Source organism: Acinetobacter sp. 226-1, assembly GCF_030329325.1.
GTDB lineage: Bacteria > Pseudomonadota > Gammaproteobacteria > Pseudomonadales > Moraxellaceae > Acinetobacter > Acinetobacter sichuanensis.
Map to the genome: position 1 here is coordinate 441411 of NZ_JACANU010000002.1, position 19993 is coordinate 461403.

Annotated in this window: 19 protein-coding genes; 13 read left to right on the top strand and 6 right to left on the bottom strand. The window is 36.7% G+C overall.

Annotation, left to right across the window (positions count from 1 at the left end; all coding sequences use genetic code 11):
* Window positions 1-208: 208 nt before the first annotated feature.
* Complete coding sequence (locus HX124_RS05565; protein WP_286376450.1) at window positions 209-988, bottom strand: hypothetical protein; 780 nt, start codon at window positions 986-988, stop codon at window positions 209-211.
* Window positions 989-1182: 194 nt separating this feature from the next.
* Between HX124_RS05565 and gap the strand changes: the two genes are divergently transcribed.
* Window positions 1183-2208 carry a type I glyceraldehyde-3-phosphate dehydrogenase gene (gap, locus tag HX124_RS05570; protein WP_286376449.1) on the top strand — a complete coding sequence of 342 codons (1026 nt, stop codon included), beginning with the start codon at window positions 1183-1185 and terminating at the stop codon, window positions 2206-2208.
* Between the two features lie 103 nt (window positions 2209-2311).
* Window positions 2312-2611 carry a hypothetical protein gene (locus tag HX124_RS05575; RefSeq protein ID WP_286382205.1) on the top strand — a complete coding sequence of 100 codons (300 nt, stop codon included), beginning with the start codon at window positions 2312-2314 and terminating at the stop codon, window positions 2609-2611.
* A 36-nt stretch (window positions 2612-2647) separates the two neighbouring features.
* On the opposite strand, the gene HX124_RS05580 is transcribed toward HX124_RS05575, so the two are convergent.
* Window positions 2648-2947, bottom strand: coding sequence for an AzlD family protein (locus tag HX124_RS05580; RefSeq protein ID WP_286382206.1), 300 nt, complete (start codon window positions 2945-2947; stop codon window positions 2648-2650).
* Window positions 2944-3687, bottom strand: coding sequence for an AzlC family ABC transporter permease (locus tag HX124_RS05585; RefSeq protein ID WP_286382207.1), 744 nt, complete (start codon window positions 3685-3687; stop codon window positions 2944-2946). Before HX124_RS05585 ends, HX124_RS05580 begins: the two co-directional genes overlap by 4 nt.
* 150 nt (window positions 3688-3837) lie before the next feature.
* Here HX124_RS05585 and HX124_RS05590 point away from each other — a divergent pair, with 150 nt between their 5' ends.
* Window positions 3838-4299 carry an Lrp/AsnC family transcriptional regulator gene (locus tag HX124_RS05590; RefSeq protein WP_286382208.1) on the top strand — a complete coding sequence of 154 codons (462 nt, stop codon included), beginning with the start codon at window positions 3838-3840 and terminating at the stop codon, window positions 4297-4299.
* Between the two features lie 67 nt (window positions 4300-4366).
* Here the strand turns inward: HX124_RS05590 and HX124_RS05595 are convergent, their stop codons facing one another.
* Both HX124_RS05595 and HX124_RS05600 read right to left on the bottom strand, forming a co-directional pair.
* Window positions 4367-5098, bottom strand: coding sequence for a hypothetical protein (locus HX124_RS05595; RefSeq protein ID WP_286382209.1), 732 nt, complete (start codon window positions 5096-5098; stop codon window positions 4367-4369).
* A gap of 66 nt (window positions 5099-5164) precedes the next feature.
* The gene (locus tag HX124_RS05600) at window positions 5165-5719 is read right to left on the bottom strand and encodes an RNA 2'-phosphotransferase (protein ID WP_286382210.1); all 555 of its coding nucleotides are present in this window, start codon (window positions 5717-5719) and stop codon (window positions 5165-5167) included.
* 197 nt (window positions 5720-5916) lie between these two features.
* Between HX124_RS05600 and HX124_RS05605 the strand changes: the two genes are divergently transcribed.
* From HX124_RS05605 to pstB, 10 genes are all read left to right on the top strand, one after another.
* Complete coding sequence (locus HX124_RS05605) at window positions 5917-6690, top strand: YidX family protein (protein WP_286382211.1); 774 nt, start codon at window positions 5917-5919, stop codon at window positions 6688-6690.
* 238 nt (window positions 6691-6928) lie between these two features.
* Complete coding sequence (locus tag HX124_RS05610) at window positions 6929-8095, top strand: ATP phosphoribosyltransferase regulatory subunit (protein ID WP_286382212.1); 1167 nt, start codon at window positions 6929-6931, stop codon at window positions 8093-8095.
* A gap of 72 nt (window positions 8096-8167) precedes the next feature.
* The gene (locus HX124_RS05615) at window positions 8168-9487 is read left to right on the top strand and encodes an adenylosuccinate synthase (RefSeq protein WP_107006586.1); all 1320 of its coding nucleotides are present in this window, start codon (window positions 8168-8170) and stop codon (window positions 9485-9487) included.
* Between the two features lie 180 nt (window positions 9488-9667).
* Window positions 9668-10459: a M48 family metallopeptidase gene (locus HX124_RS05620; RefSeq protein ID WP_107006587.1), complete on the top strand. Its 792-nt coding sequence runs from the start codon at window positions 9668-9670 to the stop codon at window positions 10457-10459.
* Window positions 10460-10608: 149 nt separating this feature from the next.
* Window positions 10609-10914, top strand: a complete 306-nt coding sequence (locus HX124_RS05625) for a hypothetical protein (protein WP_286382213.1) — start codon at window positions 10609-10611, stop codon at window positions 10912-10914.
* A gap of 110 nt (window positions 10915-11024) precedes the next feature.
* On the top strand, window positions 11025-11801 hold the full coding sequence (locus HX124_RS05630; RefSeq protein WP_107006589.1) for a M48 family metallopeptidase: 777 nt from the start codon (window positions 11025-11027) through the stop codon (window positions 11799-11801).
* Between the two features lie 480 nt (window positions 11802-12281).
* On the top strand, window positions 12282-13307 hold the full coding sequence (locus HX124_RS05635) for a PstS family phosphate ABC transporter substrate-binding protein (RefSeq protein WP_107006590.1): 1026 nt from the start codon (window positions 12282-12284) through the stop codon (window positions 13305-13307).
* Window positions 13308-13409: 102 nt separating this feature from the next.
* The gene (gene pstC, locus HX124_RS05640; protein WP_286376439.1) at window positions 13410-14789 is read left to right on the top strand and encodes a phosphate ABC transporter permease subunit PstC; all 1380 of its coding nucleotides are present in this window, start codon (window positions 13410-13412) and stop codon (window positions 14787-14789) included.
* On the top strand, window positions 14786-16180 hold the full coding sequence (gene pstA, locus HX124_RS05645; RefSeq protein WP_107006592.1) for a phosphate ABC transporter permease PstA: 1395 nt from the start codon (window positions 14786-14788) through the stop codon (window positions 16178-16180). Before pstC ends, pstA begins: the two co-directional genes overlap by 4 nt.
* A gap of 13 nt (window positions 16181-16193) precedes the next feature.
* Window positions 16194-17108, top strand: a complete 915-nt coding sequence (pstB, locus tag HX124_RS05650) for a phosphate ABC transporter ATP-binding protein PstB (protein WP_107006593.1) — start codon at window positions 16194-16196, stop codon at window positions 17106-17108.
* Window positions 17109-17197: 89 nt separating this feature from the next.
* On the opposite strand, the gene HX124_RS05655 is transcribed toward pstB, so the two are convergent.
* Entirely contained in the window at window positions 17198-19816 is a 2619-nt protein-coding gene (locus tag HX124_RS05655; RefSeq protein WP_286382214.1) for a Lon protease family protein, read from the bottom strand.
* Window positions 19817-19993 lie beyond the last annotated feature (177 nt).

Consider the following 19993-nt stretch of genomic DNA (forward strand, 5'->3'; position numbering starts at 1 on the left):
GCTAAAAGTATGTCGCTAAGTCTGATTTTTACGCTTAACTGACACACGGGCTTAATTTTTTAGAACGCCAAAGTATAACGGAAAATGCCGTATGCACCAATGATTTTCAGGGGAATAAGTGCGATTTATATTGAAAATCAAGTATAGAACGAAATTTAGTGAATAACATGGCAATGTACTGAATATTTGTTAAACGATCAGTCAATCATTAAATGTCGATTTGCAACAGATTTTTAGCTTTGAAATAATACTTTTTGCCATCGAATTTTAAAATTTGTGATTGTTTTTGTTTGATGATTTTAACATGACAGTTTTGTATATCCACATGAATATTTTCTATATTTTCATTGAGTCGAATATCTGGTAAACCCTGTGTTTTAGAGCTGAGTAAAATGAGCTTTCTGTTTAGTTCGGAGCTTTGGGCATCATCGCATTGATAAGGAGTTGAATTTGCTACCTGATCAGTAATAAGGTCTTGTAAAACCCACTTTATGGCTTGTTTTGCTTGAATGTGAAACAGTTGTAATATTCGTGTCGAGCTACTTACACCACCAATATGAACTTGATGTAATCCTAATCCTATAATGTGCTGATTTGGAATATTGGAATAAGGATTTATATCAAATTTGATATTTTCTAAGCGTGTTTGCGGAATGATTGGAGTCGGGTGGTGGTAGTGTTGAATAGTACTTTGCTTGTGTCGATTGATTAAAAATAAATCGAGTTGATAATTGCCTGCATTGTTTGAAAATTGTTGGATTTCCTGACTTGTTGCAATGAGTACTTGTTCTTGCTGAATGATCAGACAATCGTAAAAAGTGGGATTTAGATTGCTTTGTGACTTTTTAAAGAGATTTGACTGTTGAGTTAAAGCTTTAAGTAAATGATCTGCTTCTAAATCACTGCATCTTTGATAGTTTTCTTGGGCGTAAATTGTTGAGGATAAAGTAAATATCATGAAAATAAAAAACAACATGGTTATTTTCATTTTGGCATATCCTTATTTTTAAAATGATTTATAAAATTTAACTCCATTAAAGTTATTTTAGTGCCGATTTAAAATATGTTTGTGAGATTTAAGTTGATTTTAAATGAGATTGTTTGTATTTGACTATATCTAAGCATGCGTTAAATCCATTAACATAGGAAAGTACAAAAAGCTTTCAATCCGAAGGAAAAATGATGCAACGTGTGGCAATTAACGGATTTGGTCGAATCGGGCGAAATGTATTGCGAGCTTGGTTTGAAAATCCAAAACCTTTTCATTTTGAAATCGTTGCAATCAATGATGTTGCTGATGTTGAAACGATGGTTCATTTGTTTAGATACGATACAACGCACGGGCGTTTTGATGGTGCTGTAACGATTCAAGAAGAAAATGATAAAATTTATTTATGTATTGATGCCCGTCAAACTAAATTACGTGTGCAAATTCTTCGTCAAGCAGAGCCAAGCCAATTACCTTGGCAGGATTTAAACGTTGATGTTGTTTTGGAATGCACAGGACTGTTTCGCTCACGACAAGCTGCAACTCAGCATATTTGTGCAGGAGCAAAACGTGTCATCATCGGTGCTGCACCTTTTGATACTGTCGATGCCGCAATTGTTTATGGTGTAAATCATCAAGAAGTAAAAGCGACGGATCAAATCATTTCCAGTGTTTCATGTACCACTCAAGCACTCGTTCCTTTGGTCAAAATTATTGACGATGCTTTTGGCATTGATACGGCTTTAATGACAGAAATTCATGCAGTCACAGCCGACCAATCTGTATTGGATCATGCGCATCGTGATTTACGTCGCGCACGAGCATCTGGGCAAAATATCATTCCAACCACTTCATCTGCTTTAGGTGCTTTAAAACAAGTGATGCCAAAAATGGAAAATCGCATTGATGGTTATTCGATTCGAGTACCAACAATTAATGTTGCTGCGATTGATCTGACTTTTATTGCTAAATCACCTATTACAAATCACTTGATTAATCAAACTTTAAAGCAAGCAGCTAAATATGATTATGCTGAGATTATGTCTGTGACAGATGAAGATTTAGTATCGAGTGATTTTAACCATTCGCCATATTCTTTAATTGTCGATTTAACTCAAACCATGGTGGTTGGTCATCAAGCTAAGGTATTTGCTTGGTATGACAATGAATGGGGCTATGCAAATCGTTTACTTGATTTGTGTGAGTCATTTACCGCATAAAGTTAATTTATAATGCATTGAATATTTTATATCTTTTGATGGATGCGGATAGTCATTCATCAAAACTTTAACCAATAAAAATGAACTATAAAGGAGAAAGATCTTGATTTACATACTCATCGCAATTGTTGTTTTGTATGTGGCTATATTATTTTTGGTTTGGAAAATAAATGTGCTAAATCAACAGAATCATGATGCAATGCAGGTCTTACAAGCGCAAGAACAGCAGACACATTTACAAGAAGAACATTTAAAACAAACGTTACAATTGATGCAAGATCTAGCGAAAAAGATGCATATCCAGCAAGAAGTTTTAGATAAAACAACACAACGTATGACACAAGTTGAAGTGCAAAATGCGGAGCTAATTCGCTTATTACAGCAAAATTTTTCAGATCGATAATACAAAAATAGATGGACAACGAGATACTTGATTTAGTTAATGAATCAAGTATCGCAAAATACCTGTTGCAACGATACTAATCAGCACCGTAGGCAATAACGATAAATAACATGCAGCAAGAAAAGTAATGACAATCGCGATCAGATTTGCAGGGTTGTCTGAGACAAAATAAGGCGCAATCACTGAAATCAGTACACAACCTGGAATAACTTGAAGAATGCGTGTTGTACGTTTACTTAAGGTTTTATTTTTAAGCAATAAATAACCCAAAATCCGTGTGGAATAAGTGGTTAATGCAACACAGATAATCGCAATAAGTGTTGTACTGTGAATCATTCTTCATCTCCCACTAAAAATAATGCAGCAATCACACCTGAAATAGAGCCAACCAGTACATACCAACCATTAGGCAAATATAAATAAGCCAATGCAGCCGAAATTAAACTCACAAGCCATGGTAATGCAGGTTTAAAACCTTTCCACATGCCACGTAATAGAACCAAGAAAACGGCTGGAAATGCCATATCAAAACCGAACTTAGTCACATCACCTAGAAATGCACCAATACCAACGCCCATCGTAGTGAAAACGACCCACATCACGTAAAGTGCAAAACATAATCCGATATAAAAAAATACACTAAAGCCCAGATAAGGATTACGTGGATTATTTTTATGCGCATCGGTAATACTTAAAGCCCAACTTTCATCACACATAAAAAAGAGTAAAGGTAATGCTTTTCGATTGGGTAAATGGCGAATATAAGGCGCTAAACTAGCACCCATTAAAATATGGCGACTATTGACTAAAAAGGTAATTAAAATCAAAAATAAAAGCTGAGGCGGTTGCGTCCATACTTCAATAATCGCAAACTCTGAACCACCTGCAAAGTTTAAACCTGTTAATAATGGCACTTCTAAAGCAGAAAAGCCTTTTTGTGCAGCTTGTGTACCGAGTACCAATGCAAATGGAATAATTCCGAGTAGCATTGGAATAGAAATTTTGATTCCTCTAAGAAATTCTTTAAATTCTGAAGAATAGGAAAGTTCTGTCGCAGTATTTTTAAAGCTGAACATGGGAGGCTCTGAAAGATTATGAATTTTTCAAGATTCATTTTATGCTAAAGAGAGGGCTATATTTCACTAAAAATGATGCTTGAATATTTTATTTTGAAATAATATTGCTCAAATATGTTATTTTTAGACTTTAAATATCAAAAAAATCTTATGAAACTCGATGCGATTGACCGACGTATTTTGCAAGCGTTACAACGGAATGGAAAACTACAAAATAATGATTTGGCTGAGCAGGTTGGCTTATCTCCATCGCCGTGTTTACGTCGTGTAAAACAGTTAGAAGACGTTGGCGTCATTGATCAATATGTGGCATTGGTAAATCCGCATAAAGTGAATTTAAGTCTAACGGTTTTTGCCCGAATCTGGCTGAAAAGTCAGGATGAACGTACAGTAAATCAATTTATTGATGCCATTATGAATATTCCTGAAATTGTTGAGTGTCAACTTATGGCAGGGGATTGTGATTTTTTCTTGCGCATCGTAGTGTCGGATCTTGAGGCTTATCGTAAATTTCAAATTAATCATTTAAATAAAATCTCAGGGATTCAAAATGTAAAAACTGAGATTCCTTTACAAAAAATTAAACAAACAACTGAGTTGCCACTACACTAAAAATAGCCTGAATATTTGCATTTGATGTTTTTTAAATCTTTTAAAATCATATTTTAAAACGAAATAGTTAACCTTTAACTTGATTAAAGTAATGTTGTAGTAAAGTCTCACGTAATCGGAAAAACAGAATTAGGCTTGGGAAAAAAATAAAGAGAAAATAGCAATAAACAGACCTTTGTTGCTTTTTATAAAATGTGATGTGTTGCTGTTTGGTGTAGTGGAAATTTTCAGTTTTTAATTCAAAAATAATCGGTTGAAATTGATAAGGTGAGAGTTTCCTTGTACTTAAACTGATTTCAGCCATTTGGTTAAAATGCTCTGTGTAAGCGCATTGTTTACGTTGAATCAGGTCACAAATGACGGGTTGTGAGTCTTGCTCTGAAAAAACTACACTTTCGACTTTCTGTTTATAGTTGGGTAAGTGTACTTCTGCTAGACTCAGAAATCCTTTGCGAAGCGGTTGAGTTTCATGTGCTTGCTTTTCAACATTATACCAAATGGCTTCAACTTTTTTATTGATGAGTAAAGGCGTCGCGACTAAAAAAATTACAGCAAGCCAAAAATGAAGCTTTAAACTTTGAAAACGAATATCTTGTTCACTATTGTTTAGATGTTGATAATCAAAATAGTGAATTAAACTCGACCCTAAACAGCAAATGACGAGTGCTAAAATCGTTTCTATTTGAAAGCTTTGGAAAAAATCAACGCTACAAACGACAATGATCCAAAAAGCACTATAGGCATAAGTAAAACGAACAAGAGGGAGTTTAAGGAAACTATTTTTTTGAATGTTTTTCATTAATTTTTAAATATTGGCAATGCTAAAAGTATAAGTTTGTTTATTCGTGATGTCGAGTAAATCAGTTTATTTGCTCATCAGACTCAGATAATGACTTGGTACTTTTTCAGTTAACCAAACGCCATTTTCAGCTTGATAAAATTTAAAACCATCTTGCTGCATTTGTTGCGTATTTACTCTAAAAATGACCACTTTGCCGTGCCGTTGTCCGACTTTTGTGGCTGTGATTAGATCGGCAGAAAGATGCACATGGTGACGTTGACCTGCAATTAACCCTTGTTCAAGAATTGTATCTACAAAACGTGTTGCTGTGCCATGATAAAGTATGTCAGGTGGTGTCATGGCTATATATTCACGTTGTACTTGTTGAGTTGAATGTCCTTGAACAGCACGGATTTTGCTATGATCCTCTGAAAGTTGAAAACGTTTTTTATCGTTATTTTCAACGACCTCGATTAATTCTTGTAGTTTGAGCGGATTTCGATGTTTGATCATCTGTTGCAGTAAGTTAGATACATCTGTCCAGCCTTCGGCATCAAGTTGTATACCAATCGTTTCAGGTTGGTGGCGTAGGACTAAACTGAGAAACTTACTACGTTGTCGTAATATTTTTTCATTCATTTTTTGTTTTTCGTAGAAATTATATAAAGTGTTATTGTGACACTTTATTTTTTAAAAGTAAATGAGTCTCATGGTTTCTCTTGGAAAATGATTTATTTTGCATAGATGGAAATAGAATTTTTATAGAAAATTGAAAAATACAAAGGTGACTGATTTAATAAAGTGAATTTATTTTAAGTAGAAGGGTAATAAAAATAATGAAAAATAAAAAAAGGCTAGGTTTGCTAATGGGTTACATTTGGATGGCTATGAGTTTGTCTGGATGTGCAACAGCGATATTAAATGCTTATGTAGGTGAACAAGATCACTATCGAACAACGCAAGAATTTATTTTTCAGGATCAATTAATTGCTATAGGACATACGAGCCAAACGGTTGCCGAATATCAAAATGCACTCGTTTTAGCTGGTGAAAAATATAGTTATTTTATAACACCTGTTAAAGATAAAGATGCAACAATGACAACAGAAATGCTGAATACTATTTTGCAGAATATAGACTTGAAGTATTTACAAATACATCAGCCAGGATATGTACAGCAGTCAATGAGAGCTGTAATTAGTCGCCAACAACTTGAAAACCCAATCGTTTTTGAAATGAAAAAAGATGGGAAGAGTATGAATACGGAAATTTATCTAGTTTACCGTAAGTCTTTAGCTCAAATAGAAAAGAATGAGCAAAGTCAACTAGAAAAATTAAAATTCGAATGTTTACATAGCCAAAAAGAATTGCAATGTGTACAAAAGATTTCAATTGATTTACGGTTGGCTCAACATGTGAATAATAAACAACAACTTCAACATCGGTTTAAGCATCCACTTGAGTTAATTGTATTTCAAACCAAACAAAAGTCTAAATTTTTGCAGACAGCAAAGAATGTTGCTTTATACCCCTTAGCAATTACCTTTGATTTGGTAACGAGTCCTATTCAGGTGGTTGGTTTTTTAAGTCATAAAACACCTAAAATATAGATTATTTTTTTAGAGATTAGCTCAAGTTGTAATGATCTGCGTATAAGTTTTCTAGCATTTATAATTAAACATAATTCAGTATAAAGTCTAAAAAGCATGAGATTGAAAATGAAATGCATCTTTTCTGCAAAAGTCTAATGCACAGTGTTAAGGATCGTGCTAAAATAAGAGAAATCGGGTGTGTTCCCGATTTTTTTATGCGGATTACTTCCGCGCTGACAGGATTTAGGTTTACAACATGCCCATTTCAGAGACATGGTTATTACCTGATGGTGTAGCTGATGTATTACCAGAGCAAGCGCAAGTAATTGAAACTTTGCGCCGTAACGCTTTAGATTTCCTCGCTTCTCGAGGTTATCAGTTGGTGTACACGCCGTTTATCGAATACATCGAATCTCTTTCTTCTCTTTCCGAATCGAATCAAGATTTAGACTTAGCCACTTTCAAAGTAATTGATCAGTTAACAGGTCGTTTACTAGGTGTGCGTGCCGATATGACACCACAAGTGGCTCGTATTGATGCGCATGTACATCCAGTTGAAGGCGTTGCTCGTTACTGCTATGCAGGAACAGTACTTCACACTAAACCACGTGGGTTTAATACCACTCGCGCACCTTTACAGTTAGGTGCAGAATTATTTGGTTCAGACAGTATAGATGCAGATGTTGAAATGATCGACGTCATGCTCAGTTTGATTGAAAATGCTGGTTTGGTTGAAGGTGTCCATCTCGATTTAGGGCATGTCGGTTTATTTAGAAGTTTAGTTAAACACGCTGGATTGACCAAAGATATTGAACGTCATCTTTCAGATTTATATCAACGTAAAGCTTTGCCAGAGCTTGCTGAATTTACGCAAAATTTAAAATTCGGTGCAGATTTTTATGCATTAGGTCGTTATGCAAGTGATATTCAAGCACTAAAAACGAATTTAAGTGCTGAAATCTTAGCTGATGAAGCATTTAAACAAGCATTTGATGTCTTAACGACAACTCAAGCTGAGATTCAAGCGCGTTGGTCAAATTTACATATTGGTATTGATGTCGTTGAATTACGTTCATACCATTATCATACAGGTTTGATGTATGCAGTTTATGCACCAAATCGTGCAGCACCACTGGCTCAAGGTGGTCGCTATGATGGTATTGGTGAGCATTTTGGTCGTGCACGTCCAGCAACAGGTTTCTCTTGTGACCTTTATGCACTCAGTGCAGGTCAATTTAAACAAATAGAAAAAGTTGTAGCACCAAAAGGTACAAATCAAGCGTTATTGGCGGCAATTACGACAGCACGCCAACAAGGTTTAAGTGTAATACAGTTATTGGGTAATGATGATTTAAGCTCAGTTCCAAATGCAACTCATCAAATGATTGAAGTTGCAGGTGAGTGGAAAATCGAAAAAATTTAATGACTAGACACCAGTGTTCATGTCGTTGGTGTGTGGTTTTCAATTTTAACAGCATGATGTAATGAGGCTATTATGGGCAAGAATGTTGTGGTACTTGGTACCCAATGGGGCGACGAAGGTAAAGGTAAAATCGTTGACCTGCTCACAGATCAGGCGGCTGCGGTTGTTCGTTATCAAGGTGGACATAACGCAGGTCATACGCTCGTCGTAGGTGGTAAGAAAACAGTTCTTCACCTCATTCCATCTGGTATTTTACGTGAAAACGTACTGTGCTTAATTGGGAATGGTGTTGTACTTTCTCCTGAAGCGTTAATTAAAGAAATGGATATCCTTGAAAAAGAAGGTGTTCCAGTTCGTGAGCGTTTACGTATTTCTCCAAACTGTCCTTTGATTCTTCCGCATCATATTGCGTTAGACCAAGCACGTGAGAAAAAACGTGGTAATGCGAAAATCGGTACGACAGGTCGTGGTATTGGTCCTGCGTATGAAGATAAAGTTGCTCGTCGTGCGATCCGTGTTGCGGATTTAGTACGTGGTGGTGAACATCTTAAAGCACAACTTGAAGAATTACTTGAGTACCATAACTTCCAGTTAACTCAATTCTTTGGTGTTGAAGCGGTTAAAGTTGAAGACGTACTTGCACTTTGTGACCAATGGCGTGAAGTTGTTGCTCCGCTCGTGATTGATGTAACGACTGAATTGCATAACTACCGTAAAAATGGTCAAAACGTGATGTTTGAGGGTGCGCAAGGCTCACTTCTTGACGTTGACCACGGTACATATCCATATGTTACTTCATCAAATACAACAGCGGGTGGCGTAAGCTCTGGTTCTGGTTTAGGTCCTTTGCACCTTGATTATGTTTTAGGGATTACTAAAGCATATACAACACGTGTAGGCGCAGGTCCTTTCCCAACAGAATTGGTGTATGACGCTGCCAATGATGTGGGTGATGCGATTGGTAAACACCTCGGTACAATCGGTGCTGAATTTGGTGCTTCTACAGGTCGTCAACGTCGTTGTGGTTGGTTTGATGCTGAAATCTTACGTCGTTCAGTTGATGTAAACTCACTTTCAGGTATTTGCTTAACTAAACTTGATGTTTTAGATGGTTTAGAAGAAGTTAAAATCTGTGTAGGTTATGAAGCTGCTGATTCTGGCTGTGTAGGTTCTTCTGATGCTTTAGCATTTGAAGCTTTAAAACCGATCTATGAAACGATGCCAGGTTGGACTGAGTCTACATTTGGTGCTAAATCTTTAGATCAATTGCCACAAGCTGCGATTAACTATATCAAACGTATTGAGCAACTGATTGAATGCCCAATTGATATCGTTTCGACTGGTCCAGATCGTGATGAAACAATTGTATTACGTCATCCATTTGATGCTTAATCGATTTTAATAAAAAAAGCTCCTTCGGGAGCTTTTTTTAGCACTTTAAATAATTAATCAAATTAAATTGTTCTTTTTTTTTGATTTTTTATTATATTTGTAAGATAATCTACATTCATAAATTAACCAATGTTTATATTGGGTTAAAAATCAATAATGATTTAAGATGTGGAAAATATAATGACTAATAAAAAATTAATATTGGGTTTGGGTCTTGCAGTGGCGTTATCAGGATGCACAACAATTGCAGATTTGACTGGAAATGATTCAGCAACACTGAATTTTAATGCAGCACAAGACTATCAACTTCTGATTGAAGATGCGAAAGCTCAGCGAGCATTAGATACAACGTCTTCAACATATAAACGTATTAATACTATTTTTCTAAAAATGAAACCATTTGCAGATCAAGCCAACAAAACAGGTCAACAATTTGATTGGAAACTAAGTGTATTACATTCTGATGAATTAAATGCTTTTGTTATGCCAGGCGGAAAAGTGGTATTTTTCTCAGGCATTGTCAATACTTTAAAGCTTACAGATGCAGAAATTGCCGCAATTATGGGGCATGAGATGACGCATGCTTTAGAAGAGCACTCTAAGCGATCTGCGGGTGCGACAGCACTTACGGATATGGCTGTTAAAATTGGCAAAGGCTATGCAGAAGAAAAGTTTGGTTCATTGGGTAGTCAAGCGCTTGATATTGGTAGTAAATATGGTGTTGGTTTACCATATTCTCGTAGCTTAGAGTCAGCAGCTGACCGTGGCGGATTAATGTTAATGGCTCAAGCAGGCTATAATCCTGAAGCAGCAGTGACTGTTTGGCAAAAAATGAATAAAATTGACAGTTCTGGAAATAGTGCTGTACAGAAATTTACTTCAACACACCCATCAAATGATGATCGTATTAAAGAGCTAAATAAGAATATGCTTGAAGCAAAACAAGTTTATTTGGCTGCAACTAAAAAATAATTTTAAAGAATTTTAAAATAGCTCGATAATGCGCGTCGTTATCGAGTTTTTTTATTTGTTATTGCAGACTAAAGTCGTGCAAAGTTCTGCTTCTCAATCATTATGTGGTTGTTAGAATGTTGTTAGAAGTTTATTAAACGATTATTGTCATGCAGAAAAATATTTCCAATACTATTTTTTATTCCTCGCTATTTGCAATAGGTGGCGCACCTACATTGGCAATGCTGATTATCCAAGCACAAACCAATAATCCTGAAATTATTCAAAATGCTTTATTGGGCTTAAGTATTTCTTTGGCATGTATTCTGATTCCAATTATTTTGATTCAGAACAGTATTATTTTCTTTAATCGTAATAAAGCAGGGCTGAATGAAAAAATAAAGCCAGTGAGCAGTTTTTATTTGATTTTAGATGCATTATGTTTGTTATATTGGTTAGCCATTCAATTTTTATAAAAATGGAAAATTACATAAATACTATGATTATGAAGAAATTTTATATACTCACTCCGTTGTAATTTAAATATAATTGTAGATATAACTTGAGATTATTGGAACATACGATAATGAATAATAAACTTATGATGGGTATTTGTGCAGCAGGCTTAATAACGCTTTCTGGTTGTACAACTATGGCAGATATGGCTGGTGCTGATAGTGCCACGCTTAATGTTGCAGCGACACAAGGTTTTAATAAAACAGTGCAAGAAGCACGTAGTAATAAAACATTAGATACTTCATCTTCAACTTATAGTCGTATTAACTCTGTATTTATACGTTTAAAACCGTATGCAGATCAGATGAACCAAACAGGTCAAAAGTTTGATTGGCAGTTGGCAGTATTAAAGTCTGATCAGGTCAATGCTTACGTTGCACCTGGTGGTAAAGTTGTATTTTATACAGGTATTGTCAATAAACTCGGTTTAACTGATGCTGAAATTGCCGCAGTGATGGGGCATGAAATGGTGCATGCTTTAGAAGAACATGCAAAAAATAAAATTGGTGCTCAAGCATTGACAGATTTAGCTTTACAAATCGGTTTAAGTGCAGCAGGTGATCGTGTAGGGCAGCTTGGTACAGCAGCAGCACAATTAGGTTCACAAGTGGGCGTGGGCTTACCTTATTCACGTAGCTTAGAAAGTCGTGCTGACCAAGGCGGCTTAATGCTTATGGCAAAAGCGGGCTATAATCCACAAGCTGCAATTTCTCTTTGGGAGAAAATGAATAAACTTGAAGGTGCTGGTGGTGCATCATTCTTGTCGACTCACCCATCAAATTCACAACGTATTGCTGCAATGCGTGAAAATTTACCTGCCGCACAAGCAATTTATAATAAACGTTAAGTTTGATCATATCTTCTATAAAACCGAGATTTTTAAATCTCGGTTTTTTTTATTTATATAGATTTAAATGGGTCATAAATACTTTTATATCTCAGTTAAAAATAATGGTTAAATCATATTTGTTGGTAAATTATTGAGATGAGATTTGATTCAGTTGTTTTAATCTGTGTATTTTTAAATGATAAATTTGGGGTAAATTGTGTTTGTTTATAATAAAAAAATTTACATCAGTATGACAGTCTCATGAATTATTACAATTAATGTAGAGAAAGTTGAAAAAATAAATATTTAGAAAAATGTGATTACATATTGAAAATTAAAGAAATTTAAATAAATCAAAAACAAGTCTTTAATTATCATAAAAGCGTCATAAAGCTGTAACTTATTTGTCATATTTTAAAATCAAAATGCAGGTATCCAAAAAGGTACTCCATGATGGAAGTGAAGTACTCAACTTGCAATTTATAAAGAGAGAAAAGAATGCGCTTAAACCATATCGCAATTGCTTTAGTTGTTTCAGGGGCAACGGTGGCAACAGCAGCTAATGCAGCTCGTGACACAATCCAAATCGCTGGTTCTTCAACTGTACTTCCATATGCGAGTGTTGTTGCTGAAGAATTTGGTAATACATTTCCACAATTTAAAGCACCTGTTGTTGGTTCTGGTGGTAGCTCAGCGGGCTTAAAACAATTCTGTTCAGGTGTGGGCGATAATACAATTGATATCGCAAATGCTTCACGTAAAATTAAAGATACTGAAATTGCAGCATGTAAAAAAGCAGGCGTAAACCAAATTTTAGAAATAAAAATCGGTTATGATGGCATTGTATTTGCTTCAAACTCAAATAAAGCAGCATATAAATTGCGTCCACAACATGTATTTGCAGCCTTAGCGGCTGAATTACCATCAAATGGTAAAATGGTTCCAAATCCATATACACGTTGGAGTCAAATTGATAAAACACTTCCAGATGAACCGATTACTTTAGTTATTCCAGCATCAAATCACGGTACACGTGAAGTTTTCCAAGAGAAAATGGTTGATGCAGGTTGTGAAACTTATGATGCAATCAAGAAGTTAGACAAAGATGCGATCAAAAAAGTATGTTCTAATTTCCGTAAAGATGGCAAAGTGATTGAAATTTCAGGTGACTACACTGAAACATTGGCACGTTTGAAAACATCTCCAAGTGCGGTAGGTGTGTTTGGTTTAGGTTTCTATGATCAAAATCGTGACAAATTACGCGTTGCAACTGTAAATAACGTTGCACCTTCTGAACAAACGATTTTAAATGGCGCTTATCCTGTTTCTCGTCCATTGTTCTTTTATGTGAAAGGCGAACATTTGAAATCAATCAAAGGTTTACCACAATTTACTGAGTTCTTCTTAAGTAAAAAAGTATCTGGTAAAGGATCTAAACTTGAACGTGCTGGCTTAATTCCGATGTCTGATACTGAGCGTGCAAAAGTTCTAGCTGCATTTAAAGCAGGTCAAGGCGTTAAATAATTTTCAAAAAATAAGAGGCTAATGGTGGGAGACTGCCATTAGCATTTTTTGCTTAAGCAGTGTTTTTTCAAGCGAAATCATTGGAAAAACTGTGGAGAATGCATGAATCTGCTACTTATTGGTGTGTTATTGGCTCTTGTAGCAATTGCGTATCAAATCGGATTGAGTAAAAGTCGAAATATAGCGGGTAAGGGGAAAAACTCAGCAACCTTACATTCACGCCCAGGCTATTATGGGGCATTGGTTGCCTTGTGGTGTGGTATACCTGCTTTTTTGATTTTGATTGTATGGAATCTGGTTGAACCTAACTTATTAAAACAAATAATTTTAAATCATATACCTGCATCAGTTGTAGCATCTTCAGATCATGCCAGTATTCAAGTTCTTGTTGAGCGTGTGAAAGCCATTGCATCTGGTTTTGGGGTAAGTGATACGCCAGCAGCTTATGAAGTAGCTGCTGCCGCAGAATTAAAGAAAGTACAAACAATTGGTGCCTTCGCCAAATTTGCTGTTGTCATTTGTGTTGCACTCTTGGGATTAGTTTGGGCGAAAAAACGTGTTGAAAAACAATATCGAGCACGTAACAAAGTTGAGAAAGCAATTAATGTTAGCTTAGCATTGTGTTCAGGTGTTGCGATCTTAACGACCGTTGGCATCGTGATGTCAATGTTCAGTGAAGCTATGCGCTTTTTCCAGTTTGTAAGTCCTCTTGACTTTTTCTTAGGTACTGAATGGAATCCTGGTTTTAGTACCTCGGGGAGTGCTGAAGGAAGTTATGGTTTATTACCATTACTTTGGGGCACACTGATGGTTAGTATAGTGGCTTTATTGGTTGCTGTACCTGTAGGCTTAATGATTGCAATTTATCTTGCTGAATATGCTTCACCACGTTTGCGTTCATGGGCAAAACCTGCAATTGAGATTTTGGCGGGTATTCCAACAATTGTATATGGCGTATTTGCCTTAATGATCATTGGTCCATTTTTTAAAATGGCAGGTGATGCAATTGGACTTAATATCAATGCAACAAGTGCGTTAACCGCAGGTTTTGTCATGGGTATTATGATTATCCCATTTGTATCATCCCTTTCAGATGACATTATCACTCAAGTACCACGTGCTTTGCGTGATGGTTCTTTAGGTTTAGGCGCAACGAAGTCAGAAACCATTCGTCGTGTAGTGATGCCAGCGGCATTACCAGGGATTATTGGTGCATTTTTACTTGCTGCATCTCGTGCTATTGGTGAAACCATGATCGTGGTTTTAGCGGCAGGAAATAGCCCATTGTTACATGTCAATCCATTAGAAGCAGTGTCTACAGTGACTGTAACTATTGTCAATCAATTAACAGGTGATACAGACTTTGCAAGCCCACAAGCATTGGTTGCATTTGCCTTAGGTCTAACACTGTTTGTCATTACACTGGGTCTAAATATTGTTGCACTTTATATTGTGCGTAAATACCGTGAGCAATACGAATGAGTACATCAAATACATCTCCAGTGGATCAAAATGTATTTGATCCTCGTGCAGCAGCAGAGCTTCGTGAAAAACGTAAAGCAAAAATTGCGAAATCTTTGGCTTCGCGTCATCGTACAGAAAAAGCATTTCGTTTCTTTGGTTTAACCTCAGTCATTATTGGTCTTGCTTTTGTTGCTTTACTTTTTGGCAGTATTTTGGCAAAAGGTTTACCTGCATTTTGGCAAGCGAGTATTAATGTTCCTGTATATTTTGATCCTAAAGTGATTGATGCAGGACCACAACCTACTCAAGCCGCAAATGAAGCACCTGCTCATTTTCAGGAACGCTATGTTGAATGGCAAACAAAAATGGGTATGGTGGATTGGGATGCATTACTTGTAAATGGTATGATTACAAAAGACCCTAAATTGGCGGAACATCGTGATGATTTAGGGAGTATTTATACTAGCTCTGAAGCATATCGTTTGCGTGATATGGTCTTTAAAGATCCAGCATTGATTGGGCAAAAGCGTGATGTCAAAATTTTAGCTGATGCCAATGTGGATGTATGGCTTGCGGGTAATATCGACCGAAATCTTCCTGATGACCAACAGCAGCTTAGTCCTGAAGTACGTAAGCTAGCAGATTCGATGAGTGCGTCTGGCGTTATTGATCGTACGTTTAATATGCAATTATTTACAAATCCAGACTCGCGTAGTTCTCCTGCAACTGCAGGTCTTGCTGGTGCATTCATGGGTTCATTGTTCATGATGCTGATCGTTATTTTTATCTCGATTCCGATTGGGGTAGCAAGTGCGATTTATTTAGAAGAATTTGCTAAACAAAATTGGCTAACTGACATTATTGAAGTCAATATTAACAACTTAGCAGCCGTACCTTCTATTGTGTTCGGTTTGCTTGGTGCTTCAATTTTTGTTGGTTGGATGCATATGCCAATTTCAGCTCCATTGGTTGGTGGTTTAGTGCTAAGTTTAATGACTTTGCCAACGGTTATTATTACGACACGTGCATCGTTGAAAGCTGTGCCACCTTCTATTCGTCAAGCAGCTTTAGGTTTAGGTGCTTCACGTATACAAACCATTTTCCATCATGTTTTACCTTTGGCTTTACCGGGTATTTTAACAGGTGCAATTATTGGTGTTGCACAGGCATTAGGTGAAACAGCACCTTTATTGTTGATTGGTATGAGTGCCTTTGTTGCAAATATTCCTGCGACGCCTTTAGATCAGTCAACAGCTTTACCTGTTCAAGTGTTTTTATGGCAAGGCAATGAATTACGTAACTTCTTTGAAGGACGTACCGCGGCAGCCATTATTGTATTGCTTGGTTTGATGATTTTACTCAATAGCTTCGCAATTTGGTTACGTAAAAAGTTTGAAGTACGTTGGTAATCAAGGACAAAATATGAGTACTCTAGATATTAAAAATTCCTTAAAAAAGGATCAGACAGTGAATCAAGATCACACACAATTTACGACTCAAGATACGGAACATAAACGTCCAGCAACTTCATTTGTTTCTCAATTTGAGTCAAATACTGCACCTAAGAAAGACCAAGCAACAACAGTCAAAATCAGTGCGCAAGATGCACATGTATATTATGGTGACTTTGAAGCGATCAAAGGTATTGATTTGCAGATTTATGAAAATGAAGTCATTGCATTTATTGGTCCGTCAGGTTGTGGTAAATCAACATTTTTACGTACTTTAAATCGTATGAATGACACCATTGATGGCTGTCGTGTGACAGGTAAAGTTACGCTAGATAATCAAGATATTTATGATCCTAATTTAGACGTTGTTTTACTACGCGCTCAAGTGGGTATGGTTTTCCAAAAACCAAATCCATTTCCAAAGTCAATTTTTGATAATGTTGCTTATGGTCCAAAACTACATGGTTTGGCACGTGATAAATATGACATGGAAGAAATTGTAGAAAACAGTTTACGTAAAGCTGGTTTATGGGAAGAGGTGAAGGATCGTCTGAACCAGCCGGGAACAGGTTTATCAGGTGGTCAACAACAACGTTTGTGTATTGCACGTACGATTGCTGTGAGCCCTGAAGTCATTTTGATGGATGAGCCATGTTCTGCACTTGACCCAATTGCAACTGCAAAAGTTGAGGAGTTAATATCTGAACTTTCAGCACAATATACGATCGCCATTGTTACGCACTCAATGCAACAAGCAGCGCGTGTATCTGACCGTACTGCTTATTTCCATTTAGGCGATTTGATTGAAGTGAATTCAACAGAAAAAGTATTCACTCAGCCTGACCATCAACTTACTGAAGCTTACATTACAGGTCGTTTTGGTTAATTTACTGATTTAAATATTTTGTTAATGATCTAATCAATAAAAAAGCCTCTGATAAATTCAGAGGCTTTTTTGATGGGGAAATGTTGGGTTTAGGTATTTTTATGCGTTAAAGCAGTATCTGTTTCATTACTGTCAACTTCATCTTTAACAGCTTTCTTCTTGGCATCTTTAGCTTTTTTCTTCTTTTTTTTCTTTGGTTTTTCCTCGATTTCTATACCATCTTCAAGGGCTTGCCAATATTCAAGTTGTGCCATGACTGCGGCATAAATCGAATTTTTACTGTAACGCCCTTTTTTATCTAAAGTTCCAACAGGGCGCGCCATCAGGATTTCAAGGGCTTGGTCAATGGTATCAATAGCATGAATATGGAACTGACCTGTTTCAACGGATTCAATTACATCTTGGCGTAACATCAAATGTTGCATATTTTGACGAGGAATAATCACACCTTGTTTGCCTGTAAAACCTTGTAATTTACACGCATCAAAGAAGCCTTCAATTTTGGCATTGACACCACCAATCGGTTGAACTTGCCCTAACTGATTCATAGAGCCTGTAATTGCCCATGATTGATCGATAGGGATTTGACTGATCGCTGAGATTAATGCGGAAAGTTCAGCAACAGTGGCACTATCACCATCAACTTGCCCATAACTTTGCTCGAAGGCAAGCGCAGCAGAGAAGTGTAGAATCTGTTCACGCCCAAAGTGTGCTTTTAAGAAGCTCGACATCAGCAAAACGCCTTTAGCATGTAAAGAGCCACCGAGTTCGACACTACGCTCAATATCAAGGATATCACCACCACCTTGATAGACAGAGGCGGTCAAACGAGAAGGTAGACCAAACTCTACATCGGCATATTGAATCACGGAGAGTGCATTGATTTGACCTAAGCGATGTCCTTTGGTTTCAATGAGCTGTGTGCCACGGGATAAATCTTGCCAATACAATTCACGTAAATAGCCTAAGCGATATTGACGGTGTTTGAGTGCTGTATTGATATGGTGTGAGGTGACAAGTTTTTGTTCCATCTGTGCAGCATGATGGTGTGATTCACGAATTAAGTCACCTAAAGTTAAAGCATGTAATGATAATGAACTTTGGTCTTCAGCTTGACGACTCGAATCCGTTAATAACGCAGCAAGAGCAGAGCGGTCAAATGGCAAAAGTTTATCTTGTTGCACATAGTCTGCAATCAACTGCATATAAGCTTGTTCGTTGTCATCATTGCGTTGTAATGTATCGGTAAAATCAGCACGGATTTTAAAAACACTGCCAAGCTCTGGTTCAAGCTCTAATATTTCATAATAAACTTCAGGCTCAGCCAATAAAACCACTTTAATATCTAGAGGAATTGGCGCAGGCTCAATAGAAATACTGCCTGTTAAAGTCAGCATATGTTCTAAAGACGAGAGCTTGAGTTGCCCAGATTTTAAAGCGCGTTTTAGACCTTGCCATGCATAAGGCTGTTCTAAAAGATGCTCCGCCTCTAAAATTAAAAAACCACCATTGGCTTGATGCAATGCTCCTGGACGAATCAAAGTGAAATCTGTCGTGATGGTGCCATTTTGAGTGAGTTGCTCAACATGTCCTAATAGATTGTAATGCGTTGGAAAATCATCAAAGATCACAGGCGCGCCAGAATTTAACTTATGACTGACAACAACATTGGCTTGATAACGTGAAGGTACATGATTAAATAAAGCAGGTGAAAATTCATCACCTTCTTGATCTAAAATGGTTTCGACATTGTCAATAATATCGGCTGCATAGAGTTTGAGATATTGTTCTAAGCCTTCAATTGCTTCAAATTTATTGCGAATTAATTCTATACGTGGAATGACAACTTGTTTGGCAATATCACGATTAAGTTCAGAAACTTGATCACGCGCATCATCTTCAAGGTCACCCAACTGTAAGCCGAGACGATCGAGTTTTTTATCCATGTAACGGATATTGGCAGAGATTTCTGCACGCTGTTTGCTATCAAGTGCATTTAAATCGTCTTGAGATAACTCTAAAACTTGATTGTCTACCACATGAATAGGAACAAAAATATGTTCATCATTATGATTAATCAGTTTTAAGTCGAGTTTTTCACCTTCTTTGGTGAGTTCACCCAAAGCAAGTTGTTGTTCATTACCTGTGATTTGACGAATATTTTCAATGCGATTGTGATAGGTTTCAGCACTAAAACGACGTTCTAATTGTTTTACAATCGTTTTCCATGTTTGATGCAATAAAGCTTGAAATTTTGCACCTTGACTGGCAGGAAAGCGTAGGGCGATCGGCTGTCGCGCATGTTTAAAGTTATTGACATACACCCAGTCGTCAGGCGTAGACATGGTTTTAGCATGTTGTTGCAGTAAACGCTTAATCATGGTCTTCTTGCCAAGACCTGCTGTGCCGACTGCAAAAATATTATAGCCTGAGTAAGGCAGGGCAATACCTGCTTCAACCGAAGCCTTAGCGCGATCTTGACCCAAAAAGTTATTTAACGGTTTGATTCTTTTGGTTGAGGATGGAATCGTAGCGTAATTTGGAATATGGGTCAGTTGTTCTGGTTTTAGTGCAGTTTGTGTCAAAGTATTCTTGATGTCCGTTTGATCAAAAGCTGAAGGTAATGTGTTTTCGATTTGTTGTAATGTGGTTGGCGTTGCTGGAGTTGAAACAGTCGTTGAGCTTAATTGATCGTGTCTTTGGGTCACAGGTGAAATCCAAAACTAAATGTGAAATTGAAAGTTTAAAGGTATACAGGAATGGTACTAAAGATCAAGCGTCAAAAACGGAAATATCTGTAAAAGCTGTGCTCTGTTGCATAAAAATGATTGAAACTCGAAGCATTAAGCGGTTGAATAGCACTATTTCATTTTTCAGAAAATAAT